Here is a 14,955-nt window from a genome sequence, read left to right on the forward strand (position 1 = left end):
TTTACTCCCTGGATCACTGCATCTATGAATGCGCCCCAGGCGTCGCCACCCCGGACGACTCCGCATCGGAGGAGACCTCCCCATGTGCCGACTGTGCGATCAAGGCAGGCCGCAAGACCATCTCGATTCACCGGGCGCTTCTCCAGGCTATTCGCGGCGCAATTTCCTGAAGGCGGGGGCGGCGGGCGCCGCCGCTTCGGCGGCCGGGCTGGGCCTGTTCGCCGAGCGCGCTGCTGCGGCTCCGGGCAACGATGACCCCCCCGGGGAGAGCGGCCGCGATGGACGGCGCTATGTCATCAAGGGCGGCCACGTCATGTCCATGGACCCGAACGTGGGCGATTTCGTCCAGGCCGACGTGCTGGTCGAAGGAAGGAAGATCCTCGCCGTCGGGCCGCACCTGCCGGCGTTCGGCACCCCGATCGACGCCCGCGGCAAGATCGTGATGCCGGGGTTCGTCGATACGCACCACCACCAGTTCGAGACCGCGCTGCGCAGCTTCCTGGCCGACGGCCTGCTGCTCAACGACGGCAAGCCGCACGGCGCCATCAACTACTTCGATTACGTCCTCGGCAGGTTCGCTCCGGTGTACCGGCCGCAGGACGTCTACATCAACGAGCTGTTCGGCGCGCTCAGCCAGATCGACGCGGGTGTCACGACGGTGCACGACGTCTCCCAGATCCACCACTCGCCGCAGCACTCCGACGCCGCGATCAAGGGCCTGGCCGACTCGGGCCGGCGCAGCGTGTTCGGCTACTTCGAGAGCGCGGGCAATGTCCCCGGCAACCAGTATCCACGGGACGCTGCGCGCATCAGGTCGCAGTATTTCAGCTCCGACGACCAGCTCCTGTCCATGATCATGGGCGGCGAGATCTACCTGCCCGGCTTCGAGGCAGCCTGGACCCTCGGGCGCCAGCTCGGCCTGCAGGTGGCCGCGCACATCGTCGGCCCCTTCGGCATGGCGCCGACCTTCGATGCGCTCGCCGCAGCCAACCAGTTCGGCCCCGACAACCTGTTCATCCACATGACCGGGATGTCCGACATGAGCTGGCAGAAGGTGAAGGATGCCGGCGCGGCTGTCTCGCTCGCCGTCCCGATCGAGATGAACATGCGCCACGGGATGCCGCCCATCCTCAAGACGCTGTCCCTGGGCATCCAGCCCTCGCTGAGCGTGGACGTGGAATGCACCCTGACGGCGGACATGTTCACCCAGATGCGCGGCGCCATGGCCTTGCAGAGGGCCTTCGTCAACCAGATGGCGCTGGAGCAGAACAACCCACCCGGCCTGCCGGAGCTGCTGACCACGCGCGATGTGCTGCGCTTTGCCACCATGGAAGGCGCGCGCGACCTGCGGCTGGATCGCAAGACCGGCTCGCTCACGCCGGGCAAGGAGGCCGACATCATCATCCTCGACGCCGAGGCGATCAACGTGGCGCCGCTCAACGTCGTGCCGGGTGCCGTGGTCTCGCTGATGGAGCGCTCGAACGTCGAGACGGTGATCGTCGCCGGCAAGGTACGCAAGTGGAAGGGCACGCTGCTCGACGTCGACCTGCGCAGGCTGCGCCGGGACCTGGAAGCCTCGCGCGACTACCTCTTCAACGCGGCGGGCATCCCGCAGAACCTGTTCCGTCCCGGTTGACGCTGCCGGCGGCGGCCGCCTGCGAAGGGGTGCGCGGCACGCGTCCAGCGCTCCCGGCGCCTCCCCGCAGTGGCGGTCACATGATCCTGCTCAGACACCCGTGCCGGCCGGATCGGGATAATCGGGATTCGCGAGTGCGCACCAGTCCATTGGTGAACTCGCTCTTTCCCCCTCCACGCGAGGGAGCGGCATGCGTTCGGGAGGCCTTTCCCGGAGTTGCGCTGTCCTTCAACACTCCAGGAAACCCACAATGAGAATCGCGTTCATCGCCATGGCCTTCATGGCCGCAACGCCACTGGCCCAGGCCGACGGCAACGGCGAGCACCCTGCCATCGTCGCCCGCCGCGTCATCGCCTCGCAAGGCTACGACTATGCAGCGGCCTTCTATGGCCACCCCGCGGGCCCGAGCCTCGCGACCGGGCCCACCGGTGCGACGAAGGATCGGCCGGGCGACATCCTTGCCAGGCGCAAGGGGGGAGATCATCCTGCCGCGCGGGGAGCCGCTTCACGCAAGTGAACTGCGCGCGGGCGCCCGCGCCTAGGGGGCCTTGCGGTCGGCGATCACGAAGGCCACGGCCTCCGAAAACGATCGCACCACGAGGTCCACGTGGGCGCCGACATCCTCTTCGTCGGACACCCCGTCTTCCAGCGGCAGGCGCACCGTCAGCACGATCGCCTGCGGCAGCGTGACGCGCAACTCCAGCGCCACCCGTTCCCACACCGCCTGGTCGTCCTCCAGCGGAGCCGTGAGGACGACGGTCGCCACCGACCGCAGTTCCGACGCGCTGAGCAACTCCGCACCGGACCCGAGCGACACATTGCGCGAGGCGATGCCTTCGTCGCGCAGCGCCTGCACCAGCAGGTCGGTGAGCAGGTGGTCGCGTTCCGATCCGTTGCCCACGCACAGCACCACGGTCCCCGTCGGCCCGCCCAGGGCTCCGCGCCAGCGGCCGAGCCCGTCGTCGCGCAGCTGGCGGACGTGGGCGCCGAAATTCCCGTCCAGCAGCGAGGTCGAGCGCCGTCCGCGGCTCGCCCCTTCGTGCGGCTTCACCGCCGCCAGCGACTCGGCGACCGTGACGATCGTGCGGCGCACGCGTTCGTGCTGCTCCGAGCCGATCCGCCCGGCACCGAAATCGGCCGCCGCCAATGCAAGCCCGGGCAGGAGGATCTGGTCGCAATAGCGGGCGAAGTTGCTGCGGCGCAGGTAGTCGCGGGCGGCGGCCGCGATCTCGCGGGGCTCGCCCGAGAGCGCGCGCTGGTACAGGCGCAAGCCCGCGGTGAGCCCGGGCGCCTCGCCGAACAGGACCGACACCGGCGCGAGCGCGCGCACGTGCCGCCCCGCGACGACCAGGCACAGGGTCAGGGGCGTCGACAGCAGCAGGCCGACCGGCCCCCACAGCGCCCCCCAGAACAGGGCGGAGACGATCACGCCCAGTGGCGCCAGGCCGGTGCTGTAGCCGTAGACCTGCGGCTCCACCAGGTGGGCGACGAGAACTTCGAGCACCAGGAAGATCCCGACGCTCCAGAACACCAGCGCCCAGCCCGGGTCGACCGCCGCCGCGAACGCGGCGATCGCCGTGCCGGCGCCCAGCGCCCCCACGTAGGGAACGAAGCGCGCCAGTCCGCCGAGCGCGCCCCACAGCGCCGCGTGCGGAATGCCGACCAGCCACAGCGCGATGCCGAGCACCGCCCCGAAGGTCGCGTTCACCACGAACTGCGAGAGGAAGAAGCGCGAAACGCCTTGCGCCGCGTCTTCCAGCGCCTGCATCGTGCGGCCGGCCTCCGCCTCGCCGGCCAGGCGGATCATCCGGTCCCGCAGGCCTTCGTGCTCCAGCAGGATGAACACGAGCAGCACCAGCACGATGCCGGCCTGGCCCAGCGGGCCCCACAGCGTGGAGAAGACGCGGCCCAGCGTGTCGGTGGCCGAGGCACGCTCGTCCCGGATCTGCACGGGCAGCGGCGGGGCGGCGGGGGAAGCCGCGGGCCGCGGGCGCTGGCGGCTGCCGGTGACGATGGGCTCCTGGGGCAGCACGCCGCCGAGTTCCGCTTCCATGCGCTCCAGCGGCCGGATGGTCATGTCGCGCACGTGTTCCAGCTTGGAGCGCACCTCCTGCTTGTACTGCGGCAGGTCAGCGGCGACGTCGGCCACCTGCGAGGCGAGCACCACGGCGACCCATGCCATGCAGGAGCCCACCAGGAGCACCGAGAGGAGGGCGCCCGCGGTGTGGCCGAAGCCGCTGCGGGCGATCCTGCGCTTCAAGGGTGCCAGCACGAGGCTCAGCACGGAAGCCAGGGCCAGCGGCGCGAGAAAGTCGCGCCCGAGGTAGAGCAGCGCAAGGACGCAGGTGGCTGCAACGATCTGGCCGGCGCGCGTTCCCTGGTGCGATGGATGATCGCGCATCGAGCAACTCCGGTCTGTGAGGCGAGTGGTGGACACCGGGCGGAGCGGAATCCCGACCTTGCGCTGCGGCGGCGGGGACGGACCCGCCGGGTGACGGCCCATTGTGCACGCGTCAGGCGCGCGGCGTTTGCGCCGACGAGGTGCCCGCCCACCCCGTACCATGGGCCCGGAAGCGTACGCGCGGAGCAGCCCATGTGCCGGAACATCAAGACCCTCTTCAACTTCGATCCCCCCGCGACGGAACTCGAGATTCGCGATGCATCGCTGCAGTTCGTGCGCAAGCTGAGCGGCTTCACCGTCCCCTCGAAGGCCAACGAAGAGGCGTTCGAGCGCGCGATCGAGGAAGTTGCGGCATCGGCGCGGACATTGATCCAGTCGCTGGTCACCAGCGCGGAGCCTCGCACGCGGGAGGCCGAGGCCGCCAAGGCCCGGGAACGTGCAGCCGTTCGATTCGGCGGGCGGCGATGACGTGCCGGGCGTTTGCCGTCCTGGCCGTCCTCGCTTGCGAGGCGGTCGCCGCACCGGCGCCGGCACCGGCCCCCGCCTTCGACGTGGCCTACCGCGCCTGGGACATCGTGACCGAACTCGCCCGCGAGCACCGCGACGCGAACATCAGCGGCGAGTGCGGCAGGACCTTCCGGCCGTTCGTCATCCCCGGACTCAGGATGCAGGGCCGGCAGGACCAGGACCGCGCCGCGACCGCGTGCCAGGAGGCGGCGCGCGCCGCCTGCGCCGATGCGCGCCTGCGCCGCAGCGCCGAGGTCACGAAGAAGTGCGAGGAGTTCCGGTAGATCCGCGGCGAGGCTTCAACCGGCGACCCGCGCGGTGATGCCCGGCGGCATGCGCCGGGCGACGGGGGGCGGGACTTCAGAACGGAATGTCGTCGTCCATGTCGTCGAAGCCGCTCGCGGGCTTGGACGCCGGACGCTGGCCACCGCCGGCGCCACCGGCTGCACCGCCGGCGGGTGCGCGGCTCGCCGCCGGCGCGGACCGGCGCGGGGCGCTGTCGTAGCCGCCTTCGTCCTCGCCGGGAGAGCCCATGCCTTCGCGCTTGCCCAGCATCTTCATTTCGTCGGCGCGGATCTCGGTGGTGTACTTCTCGACGCCGTCCTTGTCCGTCCACTTGCGGGTGCGCAGGCTGCCTTCGACGTACACCTGCGAGCCCTTGCGCAGGTACTCGCCCGCGATTTCCGCCAGGCGGTCGTTGAAGACGACGCGATGCCACTCGGTCAGTTCCTTCATTTCGCCGGTGTTCTTGTCCTTCCAGCGTTCGGAGGTGGCGATCGTGACGTTGCAGACGCGACCGCCGCTCGGGAAGGTGCGCGTCTCCGGGTCCTTGCCCAGGTTGCCGACGATGATGACCTTGTTCACGGATGCCATGGAAACTCCTCTAAGGGGTCGATTATCGGGCCTGCGCCGGATCAGCCGGCCTCGGCCTCCTCGGCGAGCACTTCTTCGGCGGTCTTGCGCGGCTGGGGCGCCCGCATGGGCCAGGCGGCCACCAGCCACACCAGCATCAGGACGGCCCCGGTGCCGAACAGCCCTGCAGGTCCAACGTTCTTCGACAGCCAGCCGCCGACCGCGCCGCCGGCAAAAAATCCCAGCGATTGCAGTGTGTTGTACACACCGAGCGCGGCGCCGCGCGAGTGCGGCGGCGCCAGCCGCGACGCCAGGCTGGGCTGGGTGGCCTCCAGCACGTTGAAGCCGCAGAAGAAGAAGAACAGCAGCCCCGCCAGCACCGGCAGGCTGGGCGTGCCCGAAACCACCAGCAGGCCCAGCTGCACCAGCAGCACGATGCCGATGGCCGCCAGGAACACCGCCCGCAGGTAGCCGCGCCGCTCCAGCGTGAAGACGGCCCCCATCACCACGAAGGAGGCGACCACGGTGGGCAGGTAGACCTGCCAGTGGCGGTCCTTGCTCAGGCCCGCCTGCACCAGCAGCGCCGGCACCGCCACCCACATGGCGAGCTGCACGGCGTGCAGGATGAAGACGCCCACGTCCAGCCGCAGCAGTGGCGCGTGAGCCAGCACGTCCGCCAGGCGCCCCCGCGGCACGTTGGCGTGCTGCACGGGCGCCGGCGGCGTCCACCACAGCACCACGGCGATGCAGGTCAGCGCCAGCCCGCCGGTGATCGTGAACAGGCCGTGCAGCCCGATGCGCGCCGCCAGCATGGGGGCGGCCACCAGGGAGACGGCGAACATCAGTCCGATGCTGGCGCCCACCAGGGCCATGGCCTTGGTGCGGACGATGTCGCGGGTCTGGTCCGCCAGCAGGGCCGTGACGGCGGCGGAGACGGCCCCGGCGCCCTGCACCGCGCGGCCGATCACCAGCCAGGTGAGGTTGGGCGCCGCCGCGGCGACGAAACTGCCGACGGCGAACACGATGAGGCCCAGCACGATCACCCGCTTGCGCCCGTAACGGTCCGATGCGAGGCCGTAGGGAATCTGCAGGATGCCCTGGGTGAGACCGTAGATGCCCATGGCCATGCCCACCACGGCCGGGTCGCCGCCGCCGGGGTAGCGGGCCGCCTCCAGCGCGAACACCGGCAGCACCAGGAACAGCCCCAGCATGCGGGCCGCGAAGATCATGGCCAGCGAGCCGCTGGCACGCCGCTCGGCCGGCGTCATGCGGCTGGAGCCGGCAGGAACAGGGATGGAAGTCACGGATGGGGAGATCTGCTGGCGGACGTCACCGTCCGGCTAAAGGCAGGATTCTCCCCGATCAGGGAAAGCCCGGGGCCGGGGCCCCGGGATGGGGGGGCTATCAGGCGCTCAGTCCTTCGGGATGCCGGCGGCGAACCAGCCACCCGCGTTCTGCGCGCTCGCGCCTGCATTCAGGATCAGCAGCACGGCGGTCGGGCATTCCGTCAGCGGGTTGAGGAGCGCCAACTGCCCGCGCAGGCGGAAGTCGCCGTTGGGCGCCAGCTGCACGGTTTCTTCCGACGTGAACTTGGCGAGGCCGGCGCCGGCGCCGCAGTACAGCCGCATGCGCACGCTGACGCCGCCGCTGCGACCCACGTTGGGGCTGCCCGCGAAGATCAGGCCCTGGCCGCGCACGTCGAAGGCACCGTCTCCGAACACCTGCGCCTTCAGGTCCGAGATCACCCAGGGCCGGCCGGCCGGCGGTGTGTCGTTGACATTGTTCGCCGCCGCGGCCCCACCCGTGGGAGCAGCGTTGTTGGCACCCACCCAGGTGGCCGGCTGCACGCCGATGCCGCCGTCGAAACGCGCCACCGGGTTGTTGCCCTGCGCCTGCGCCAGGTCGCTCGCCAGCAATGCCATCGCCAGCAACGCGGCCAGCACCGCCCCGGCCAGCAGGCGGAGCATGGCTGCCTGCGCCCTGAACTGCCGGCGGGTGTAGCGCGAGACGGGATAGTACGGACGCGTCGTCATGGGTCCTCCTTGGGTGGTAGGTAGCGAATTAACGATCAGCCAGATGCGAACCTTCCACGGGCGAAACACAAATGCGCGCTCGTTACGCCTCGCTGCTCCGGTCGCGCTGTTGCGCTTGCGTTGAAGCCGGTGCGTGCGCGAGATGCCTCCCCGGCCCTATGATTTCGGGTTTTCCCTTGATGGGCGCGAGAGTTGAACGACAGCAGCGACGGCAAGTACCTCCATGCGGCCCTGGGCCAGCGGATCAGCATCCGCGGGGCACGCACGCACAACCTGAAGAACATCGACCTCGACCTGCCACGCTACCGGCTGGTCGTGATCACGGGCCTGTCCGGGTCGGGCAAGTCCTCGCTCGCGTTCGACACGCTGTATGCGGAGGGGCAGCGGCGCTACGTCGAGAGCCTGTCGGCGTACGCGCGGCAGTTCCTGCAGTTGATGGACAAGCCGGACGTCGACGTGATCGAGGGCCTGTCGCCCGCGATCTCGATCGAGCAGAAGGCCACCAGCCACAACCCGCGTTCCACCGTGGGCACGGTGACCGAGATCCACGACTACCTGCGCCTGCTGTTCGCGCGCGCCGGCACGCCCTACTGCCCGGTGCACGCGATCCCGCTGCAGTCGCAGACCGTCTCGCAGATGGTCGACGCGGTGCTGGCACTGCCGGAGGACACGCGCCTGATGCTGCTGGCGCCGGTGGCCCGCGAGCGCAAGGGCGAGTTCACGGACCTGTTCGCCGAGATGCAGGGCCAGGGCTACGTGCGCTTTCGCGTCGGCGGCGAGGTGTTCGAGTTCGACAACCTGCCGAAACTGAAGAAGGCGGAAAAGCACGACATCGACGTGGTGGTGGACCGGCTGAAGGTGAAGGCGGAAGTGCAGCAGCGCCTGGCGGAGAGCTTCGAGGCCGCCATGCGCCTGGCCGACGGCCGCGCGATCGCGATGGAGATGGACTCGGGCCGCGAACACATGTTCAACGCCAAATTCGCCTGCCCGATCTGCCACTACTCGATCGCGGAGCTGGAGCCGCGCCTGTTCTCGTTCAACTCGCCGGTGGGCGCCTGCCCGGGCTGCGACGGCATCGGCACCATGGAGTTCTTCGACCCGACGCGGGTGGTCGCCTTCCCCGAGCTGTCGCTGGCCGGCGGCGCGATCAAGGGCTGGGACCGCCGCAACCCGCACTACTTCAACCTGATCGAAAGCCTGGCGCGCCACTACAGGTTCGACGTCGACGCGGCGTTCCAGGACCTGCCGCCGCAGGTGCGCAAGGTGCTGCTGCACGGATCGGGCGAGGAGGAGATCCGCTTCACCTACTCGCTGGAGACGGCGGCCTCGTCCGGCCGCAAGGTCACGAAGAAGCATCCCTTCGAGGGCGTCCTCCCCAGCATGGAGCGCCGCTACCGCGAGACGGATTCGGCCGCGGTGCGCGAGGAGCTCGCGCGCTACCGCAGCCTGCAGCCCTGCCCCACGTGTGACGGCACGCGCCTGCGCACCGAGGCGCGGCACGTGAAGCTGGGTGAAGGCGACGAGGCGCGCGCGATCTTCGAGATCGGGCACATGACGCTGCGCGACTGCCATGCCTGGTTCCAGGCCCTGAAGCTGCACGGCGCCAAGGCGGAGATCGCCGACAAGGTGATCCGCGAGATCGGCGCCCGCCTGCGCTTCCTGAACGACGTCGGCCTGACCTACCTCTCGCTCGATCGCAGCGCGGAGACGCTCTCCGGCGGCGAGGCGCAGCGCATCCGGCTCGCCTCGCAGATCGGCTCGGGGCTCACCGGCGTGATGTACGTGCTGGACGAGCCCTCGATCGGCCTGCACCAGCGCGACAACGACCGCCTGATCGGCACCCTGCAGCACCTGCGCGACCTGGGCAACAGCGTGCTGGTGGTGGAGCACGACGAGGACATGATCCGCGCCGCCGACTACGTGGTCGACATGGGCCCGGGCGCCGGCATCCACGGCGGCCAGGTGGTGGCGCAGGGCACGCCGGCCGAGGTGATGGCCAGCGTTGCATCGCTGACCGGCCGCTACATGTCGGGCACGCTGAAGATCCCGGTCCCCGCGAAGCGCGTGCGCCTCGGCGAAATGCCCGACCCGCAGGTCCTGCGCATCGTCAACGCGAGCGGCAACAACCTCAAGGACGTGACGGTGGAGATCCCCGTCGGCCTGCTCACCTGCGTGACGGGCGTCTCGGGCTCGGGCAAGTCCACGCTGGTCAACGACACCGTCTATGCCGCCGTGGCGCGCGAACTCTATCGCGCGCACGACGAGCCGGCGCCGCACGAGAGCATCGAGGGCATCGAGCACTTCGACAAGGTGATCAACGTCGACCAGTCGCCGATCGGTCGCACGCCGCGCAGCAACCCCGCCACCTACACCGGCCTGTTCACGCCGATCCGCGAGCTGATGGCCGACACCACGCTGGCCAAGGAGCGCGGCTACGGCCCGGGGCGCTTCTCCTTCAACGTGCCGGGCGGCCGCTGCGAGGCCTGCCAGGGCGACGGGGTGGTGAAGGTCGAGATGCACTTCCTGCCGGACGTGTACGTGGCCTGCGACGTCTGCCGCGGCCAGCGCTACAACCGCGAGACGCTGGAGGTGCAGTGGAAGGGCCGCAACATCGCGCAGCTCCTCGACATGACGGTGGAGGATGCCTTTGCGTTCCTCAAGCCGGTGCCCGCCATTGCGCGCAAGCTGCAGACGCTGCTGGACGTGGGCCTGTCGTACGTGAAGCTCGGGCAGGCCGCCACCACGCTCTCGGGCGGCGAGGCGCAGCGGGTGAAGCTGGCACTGGAACTGTCCAAGCGCGATACGGGCCGCACCCTCTACATCCTGGACGAGCCGACCACCGGCCTGCACTTCGCCGACATCGCGCTGCTGCTCAAGGTGCTGCACCAGCTGCGCGATGCGGGCAACACCATCGTCGTGATCGAGCACAACCTGGACGTCATCAAGACCGCCGACTGGATCATCGACATGGGACCGGAAGGCGGGGACGGCGGCGGGACGGTGGTGGTGGCTGGCACGCCGGAGGAGGTGGCGGCGCATCCGCTGAGCCATACGGGGCATTACCTCAAGCGGCTGCTGTAACCGGCAGCGATCCGTAGGCTGGCGGTGGAGCGGCAGCGAAACCCCAGCGCTGCGCGAAGCGCCGTCCCGAAACGCTGGGGTTCGGCCTTCGGCGCTCACCGCCAGCCTACGCGCGTTCGGCCCTCGGCGCTCATCGCCAGCCTACGCGCGTTCGGCCTTCGGCGCTCACCGCCAGCCTACGCGCGCATTTCCAGCTGGCCTACAAGGCACCGTCGAGCCGCTCCCTAGCATGCTCCCCACACACAACTCGTCTGGAGATCACATGTCGATCATCGGAACCATCCTCGTCGGCTTCATCGTGGGCCTGATCGCCCGCGCCGTGAAGCCGGGCAATGACCGCATGGGCATCATCATGACCACGCTCCTCGGCATTGCCGGCGCGTTCGTGGCGCGCTTCATCGGCCAGGCCATGGGTCTCTACGGCCCGAACGACCCGGCCGGCTGGATCGCGTCGGTGATCGGGGCGGTGATCCTGTTGTTCCTCTTCGCGATGGTGCGGGGACGGCGGGGCGTCTGAACGCTGTCGCGGCGTCGGGGTATTCGTAGGCTGGCGGTGGAGCGATAGCGCAACCCCAGCGCTTCGCGCATCGCTGGGGTTCGCGGCCTTCGGCGCTCACCACCAGCCTACGAACCCCACACGCGTCCTGCGTCCCCTACGGCAGATCCGACATCACCGGCAGCCCCGACTGCAGCAGCAGCTGCGTGCGCAGCGCTTCCGCCCGCGCCGCCTCGGCGAAATCCGTGCCGCTGGACGCATACAGGATCGAGCGCGAGGAGTTGACGACGATGGGCCCCTTGGCGCGCCAGCCCGCCCGCACGGTCGCCACCGCATCGCCGCCCTGCGCGCCCACGCCGGGAATCAGCAGCGGCATCGTCGGCGCGATGGCGCGCACCCGCTCGATCTCGTTCGGGTAGGTCGCACCGACCACCAGCCCGAGCTGCCCATTGAGGTTCCACGACTCGTGCGCGAGGCGCGCGACGTGCTCGTACAGCAGCGGCTGCCCCGCCACCGACGCCAGCCGCTGGTTCTGCAGGTCGTCGCCGCCGGGATTGGAGGTGCGGCACAGCAGGAACGCGCCCTTCTCCGGGTACTTCAGGTAGGGCTGCACCGAATCGAAACCCATGAACGGCGAGAGCGTGACCGCGTCCGCGCCGTAACGTTCGAAGGCCTCGCGCGCGTACTGCTCCGCGGTGGAGCCGATGTCGCCGCGCTTGGCGTCCAGGATCACCGGCACCTGCGGCCAGTTGGCGCGCAGGTGCCGCATCAGCTGCTCGAGCTGGTCCTCGGCCCGGTGCGCCGCGAAGTAGGCGATCTGCGGCTTGAAGGCACACACCAGGTCGCCCGTGGCATCGGCGATGCCGGCGCAGAAATCGTAAATGCGCGCCGTGTTCGACGTCATTCCGAGCGGGAAGCGGGTGGGCTCGGGGTCCAGCCCCACGCACAACATCGAACCATTGCGCTGTTGCGCCGCCTGCAGCATCTCGAGGAAGGTCATGCGCCGATTCTAGGATCCGCCCTTGCGACAATGCCGGCCATGCACGCACTGTCGCGCCAGCAATTCACCATCCTCGTCATCCTCACCCTGGTCTGGGGCCTGAACTGGCCGGTGATGAAGCTCGGGGTCACCAGCTATCCGCCCCTCACCTTCCGCGCCCTCTCCATGTGGATCGGCCTGCCGGTGCTCGCCCTCGGCATGAAGATGCTCCAGGTGCCGTTCCGCATCCCGCGCCGGCACTGGCGCGAGCTGTTCTGGCTGGCCGTGACGAACATGTTCGTGTGGCACGTGTGCATCATCCTGGCGGTGCGCACGCTCTCCAGCGGGCGCGCGGCGATCCTGGGCTACACCATGCCGATCTTCTCGGCCGTGATCGGCGCCCTGTTCTTCGCCACGCCCCTCGGCCGCCGCGGCTGGACGGGCGTGAGCGCCGCCGCCATCGGCGTGCTGTTGCTGCTTTGGCATGAACTCACGCACCTGGCCGGCCGGCCCCTGGGGGTCGTGCTGGCCCTGGTGTCGGCCGCATCCTGGGCGCTGGGCACGCAGCAGTTGCGCCGCACGCGCGTGCAGGCGCCGGCCCTGGCGATCTCGTTCTGGATGACGGTGATGACCGCCCTCGTGATGGCGGCCCTGGCCACGCTGTTCGAATCCGGCCAGTGGCATGCGCCGGACCGGAATGCGACCGGCGCCATCCTCTACAACGCGATCCTGATCTTCGGTTTCGCCCACGCTGCCTGGACCTACCTGGCCCGCGGCCTGCCGGCGGTGGCCTCCACCCTCAGCGTGATGATGATCCCGGTGCTGGGCGTCTTCAGCGGCGCGGTGTGGCTGGGCGAAGCCGTGCACTGGCAGGACTGGACGGCGGTGGCGCTGATGATGGTCGCCATTTTGTCGGTGCTGTGGCCGGCGCGCGTCCCGCCGGTCGAGCCAGCCGTATCATCGCCAGCGAGCCGACGAACAGGATGACCGAGCCCCAGGAGCCCCTCCCTTCCGCCGAGAGCCTCGCGAACGCGCCGGGGGCCGCCGCGCTCCTGCGGGCCACGCTCGACGCCACCGCGGACGGCATCCTCGTCGTGAGCCCCGCCTTCGAGATCCTGCTGCGCAACCGCCAGTTCCTGCGCATGTGGAACGTCCCGCCGCGGCTCGCGCAGGCCGGGGCCGGCGAGCTGCTGCCCCACATCCGCAGCCAGCTGAAGGACCCGGAGCAGTCGATGCGCCAGCTCGACGCGCTGTTCCGCTCGCCCGATGCGCAAGGCTACGGGCAGCTCGAATGCGCCGACGGGCGCGTGTTCGAGCGCTACACCACGGTGATGCAGCTCGCGCACGGCGCCAGCGCGCGCGTACTGAGCTTCCGCGACATCTCCGCGCGCGTCGCCGCCGAAAAGGAAGCGCGCGAGGCCAAGGAAGCGGCGGAGACCGCCAACCGCGCCAAGAGCGACTTCCTGGACAACATGAGCCACGAGATCCGCACGCCGCTCAATGGCGTGCTCGGGCTCACGCGCCTGCTGCTGTCCGAGAACCTGAGCGCGCGCCAGCGCCGCTACGTGGAACTGGCCGATGCCAGCGCGTCCTCGCTGATGGAGCTGATCGAGGACCTGCTGGACCTGGGCAAGATCGAATCGGGCCGCATGGAGCTCCAGTCGGCACCGTTCCGCCTCGACGAGCTGCTGGACGACCTGCACGACATCTACCGCCTGCGCGCGCAGGAAAAGGGCCTGCGCTTCGTGCTCGAGGTGGACCCCAAGGTGCCGCTGGCGGTGCGCGGCGACGCCGGCCGGCTGCGCCAGATCCTGAACAACCTGCTGTCCAACGCGCTGAAGTTCACCGCGCAGGGCGAGTTCGGGCTGATGGTGGGCCGCAGCCTGGCGGGGCGCGGCAACGGCATGCTGCGCTTCACGGTCTACGACACCGGCATCGGCATTCCCTTCGAGGTGCAGCAGCGCCTGTTCACGCGCTTCACGCAGGCGGACCGCGCCACCGGGCGGCGCTATGGCGGCACCGGGCTGGGCCTGGCCATCGTCAAGCAGCTCACCGACATGCTGGGCGGCACCATCCTGCTGCAAAGCGAGCCGGGGCGCGGCACCTCGGTGCGCTGCGAGCTGCCGCTGCAGGAACTGCCGCTGGACCGGGTGCCCGCGCGCCTGCACGCGCAGCAGCCGGCCCAGGTGCCGCGCTCCGCCAAGCGGGTGCTGGTGGCGGAGGACAACGAGACCAACCAGGTGGTGGTGCGCGGGCTGCTCGCGCAGGCGGGCTACCACGAGGTCACCATCGTCGCCGACGGCGAGGAAGTCGTCGCCGCCGCCGCCGCTGGCGGCTACGACCTGGTGCTGATGGACTGCCGCATGCCGCGCATGGACGGCTACGAGGCCACGCGCCGCCTGCGGGCGCAGGGCTTCACGCAGCCGATCATCGCGTTGACGGCCAACGCCGCCCCGGGCGAGCGCGAACGCTGCCTCGCCTGGGGCATGAACGAGTACCTGTCCAAGCCGATCGATGCGGCGCAGCTCGCGCACGTGCTGGCCGAGTGGACGGGGCAGGCGCTCGCGCCCGCCGCGCCGGCGCCGGCCTCCGGGCCTCCGGCCGCACCGGCGGCCCCCCTCGACTTCGACCGCGCGGAGGCCCTGGAGCGGCTCGGCGGCGACGAGGAACTGCTGCGCGTGGCCCTGGGCGCCTTCGCCGACAACGCGCCCCACGTGCTGCAGTGGGCCCGCGCTTCCCTCGCCGCTGCCGCGGCCACCGACCTGCGCCGCCATCTCCACTCGCTGGCAGGATCCGCCTCCATGGTGGGCGCCGCGTCCGTGCATCGCCTGGCCAGGGAACTGGAGGCGCAGGCCGAAGCGGGCGCACTCTCCCCCGTGGGCGCGGCCCTGGACGAACTCGAGTCGCTGCTCGCGCGCTTCCTGGCCGAAGCCGGCACCGGCGAAGGCTGAGGCCGGCCGCTCATGCCGG

The 14,955-nt window shown here is 70.2% G+C and carries 13 protein-coding genes; 8 read left to right on the top strand and 5 right to left on the bottom strand.

Translation table 11 applies throughout. The features are described 5' to 3' along the window. Positions 1 to 82 precede the first annotated feature (82 nt). On the top strand, positions 83 to 1,636 hold the full coding sequence (locus WG923_RS02785; protein ID WP_340349404.1) for an amidohydrolase family protein: 1,554 nt from the start codon (positions 83 to 85) through the stop codon (positions 1,634 to 1,636). Positions 1,637 to 1,886: 250 nt separating this feature from the next. Beyond that, positions 1,887 to 2,153 carry a hypothetical protein gene (locus WG923_RS02790; RefSeq protein ID WP_340349405.1) on the top strand — a complete coding sequence of 89 codons (267 nt, stop codon included), beginning with the start codon at positions 1,887 to 1,889 and terminating at the stop codon, positions 2,151 to 2,153. 21 nt (positions 2,154 to 2,174) lie between these two features. Here the strand turns inward: WG923_RS02790 and WG923_RS02795 are convergent, their stop codons facing one another. Next, positions 2,175 to 4,037: an AI-2E family transporter gene (locus tag WG923_RS02795; RefSeq protein ID WP_340349406.1), complete on the bottom strand. Its 1,863-nt coding sequence runs from the start codon at positions 4,035 to 4,037 to the stop codon at positions 2,175 to 2,177. 192 nt (positions 4,038 to 4,229) lie between these two features. On the opposite strand from WG923_RS02795, the gene WG923_RS02800 reads away from it, so the two are divergent. Together WG923_RS02800 and WG923_RS02805 are read left to right on the top strand one after the other, a co-directional pair. Further along, a complete protein-coding gene (locus tag WG923_RS02800) occupies positions 4,230 to 4,505 on the top strand; it encodes a DUF2277 domain-containing protein (protein WP_340349407.1) in 276 nt (91 codons plus the stop codon). Next, a complete protein-coding gene (locus WG923_RS02805; RefSeq protein ID WP_340349408.1) occupies positions 4,502 to 4,828 on the top strand; it encodes a hypothetical protein in 327 nt (108 codons plus the stop codon). Before WG923_RS02800 ends, WG923_RS02805 begins: the two co-directional genes overlap by 4 nt. 76 nt (positions 4,829 to 4,904) lie before the next feature. Here WG923_RS02805 and ssb read toward each other — a convergent pair whose 3' ends face one another. The 3 genes from ssb to WG923_RS02820 all read right to left on the bottom strand — a co-directional run bounded on the left by ssb (position 4,905) and on the right by WG923_RS02820 (position 7,429). After that, entirely contained in the window at positions 4,905 to 5,417 is a 513-nt protein-coding gene (gene ssb / locus WG923_RS02810; protein WP_340349409.1) for a single-stranded DNA-binding protein, read from the bottom strand. A 41-nt stretch (positions 5,418 to 5,458) separates the two neighbouring features. After that, the gene (locus WG923_RS02815) at positions 5,459 to 6,664 is read right to left on the bottom strand and encodes an MFS transporter (RefSeq protein WP_340349778.1); all 1,206 of its coding nucleotides are present in this window, start codon (positions 6,662 to 6,664) and stop codon (positions 5,459 to 5,461) included. A 144-nt stretch (positions 6,665 to 6,808) separates the two neighbouring features. Then, positions 6,809 to 7,429: a hypothetical protein gene (locus WG923_RS02820; protein ID WP_340349410.1), complete on the bottom strand. Its 621-nt coding sequence runs from the start codon at positions 7,427 to 7,429 to the stop codon at positions 6,809 to 6,811. 192 nt (positions 7,430 to 7,621) lie between these two features. On the opposite strand from WG923_RS02820, the gene uvrA reads away from it, so the two are divergent. Further along, positions 7,622 to 10,510 (top strand): excinuclease ABC subunit UvrA, encoded by a 2,889-nt coding sequence (uvrA, locus tag WG923_RS02825; protein ID WP_340349411.1) that lies wholly within the window; start codon positions 7,622 to 7,624, stop codon positions 10,508 to 10,510. Between the two features lie 262 nt (positions 10,511 to 10,772). Continuing rightward, the gene (locus WG923_RS02830) at positions 10,773 to 11,027 is read left to right on the top strand and encodes a GlsB/YeaQ/YmgE family stress response membrane protein (RefSeq protein WP_340349412.1); all 255 of its coding nucleotides are present in this window, start codon (positions 10,773 to 10,775) and stop codon (positions 11,025 to 11,027) included. 136 nt (positions 11,028 to 11,163) lie between these two features. Here WG923_RS02830 and pyrF read toward each other — a convergent pair whose 3' ends face one another. Next, positions 11,164 to 12,006 carry an orotidine-5'-phosphate decarboxylase gene (gene pyrF / locus WG923_RS02835; RefSeq protein WP_340349413.1) on the bottom strand — a complete coding sequence of 281 codons (843 nt, stop codon included), beginning with the start codon at positions 12,004 to 12,006 and terminating at the stop codon, positions 11,164 to 11,166. 39 nt (positions 12,007 to 12,045) lie between these two features. Here pyrF and WG923_RS02840 point away from each other — a divergent pair, with 39 nt between their 5' ends. Then, positions 12,046 to 12,972: a DMT family transporter gene (locus WG923_RS02840; protein ID WP_340349414.1), complete on the top strand. Its 927-nt coding sequence runs from the start codon at positions 12,046 to 12,048 to the stop codon at positions 12,970 to 12,972. Continuing rightward, complete coding sequence (locus tag WG923_RS02845; RefSeq protein WP_340349415.1) at positions 12,969 to 14,936, top strand: ATP-binding protein; 1,968 nt, start codon at positions 12,969 to 12,971, stop codon at positions 14,934 to 14,936. The genes WG923_RS02840 and WG923_RS02845 overlap by 4 nt, the downstream gene beginning before the upstream one ends. Positions 14,937 to 14,955 lie beyond the last annotated feature (19 nt).

This window comes from Ramlibacter sp. AN1133, assembly GCF_037890035.1.
Classification (GTDB): Bacteria; Pseudomonadota; Gammaproteobacteria; order Burkholderiales; family Burkholderiaceae_C; genus Ramlibacter.

Bases quoted from the DNA above. Each gene is read 5' to 3' on its own strand.
- ssb (WP_340349409.1), bottom strand. From the start codon at position 5,417: ATGGCATCCGTGAACAAGGTCATCATCGTCGGCAACCTGGGCAAGGAC.
- WG923_RS02805 (WP_340349408.1), top strand. From the start codon at position 4,502: ATGACGTGCCGGGCGTTTGCCGTCCTGGCCGTCCTCGCTTGCGAGGCG.
- WG923_RS02820 (WP_340349410.1), bottom strand. From the start codon at position 7,429: ATGACGACGCGTCCGTACTATCCCGTCTCGCGCTACACCCGCCGGCAG.
- WG923_RS02845 (WP_340349415.1), top strand. From the start codon at position 12,969: ATGACCGAGCCCCAGGAGCCCCTCCCTTCCGCCGAGAGCCTCGCGAAC.
- pyrF (WP_340349413.1), bottom strand. From the start codon at position 12,006: ATGACCTTCCTCGAGATGCTGCAGGCGGCGCAACAGCGCAATGGTTCG.
- WG923_RS02785 (WP_340349404.1), top strand. From the start codon at position 83: ATGTGCCGACTGTGCGATCAAGGCAGGCCGCAAGACCATCTCGATTCA.
- WG923_RS02830 (WP_340349412.1), top strand. From the start codon at position 10,773: ATGTCGATCATCGGAACCATCCTCGTCGGCTTCATCGTGGGCCTGATC.
- WG923_RS02815 (WP_340349778.1), bottom strand. From the start codon at position 6,664: ATGACGCCGGCCGAGCGGCGTGCCAGCGGCTCGCTGGCCATGATCTTC.
- WG923_RS02800 (WP_340349407.1), top strand. From the start codon at position 4,230: ATGTGCCGGAACATCAAGACCCTCTTCAACTTCGATCCCCCCGCGACG.
- WG923_RS02790 (WP_340349405.1), top strand. From the start codon at position 1,887: ATGAGAATCGCGTTCATCGCCATGGCCTTCATGGCCGCAACGCCACTG.
- WG923_RS02840 (WP_340349414.1), top strand. From the start codon at position 12,046: ATGCACGCACTGTCGCGCCAGCAATTCACCATCCTCGTCATCCTCACC.
- WG923_RS02795 (WP_340349406.1), bottom strand. From the start codon at position 4,037: ATGCGCGATCATCCATCGCACCAGGGAACGCGCGCCGGCCAGATCGTT.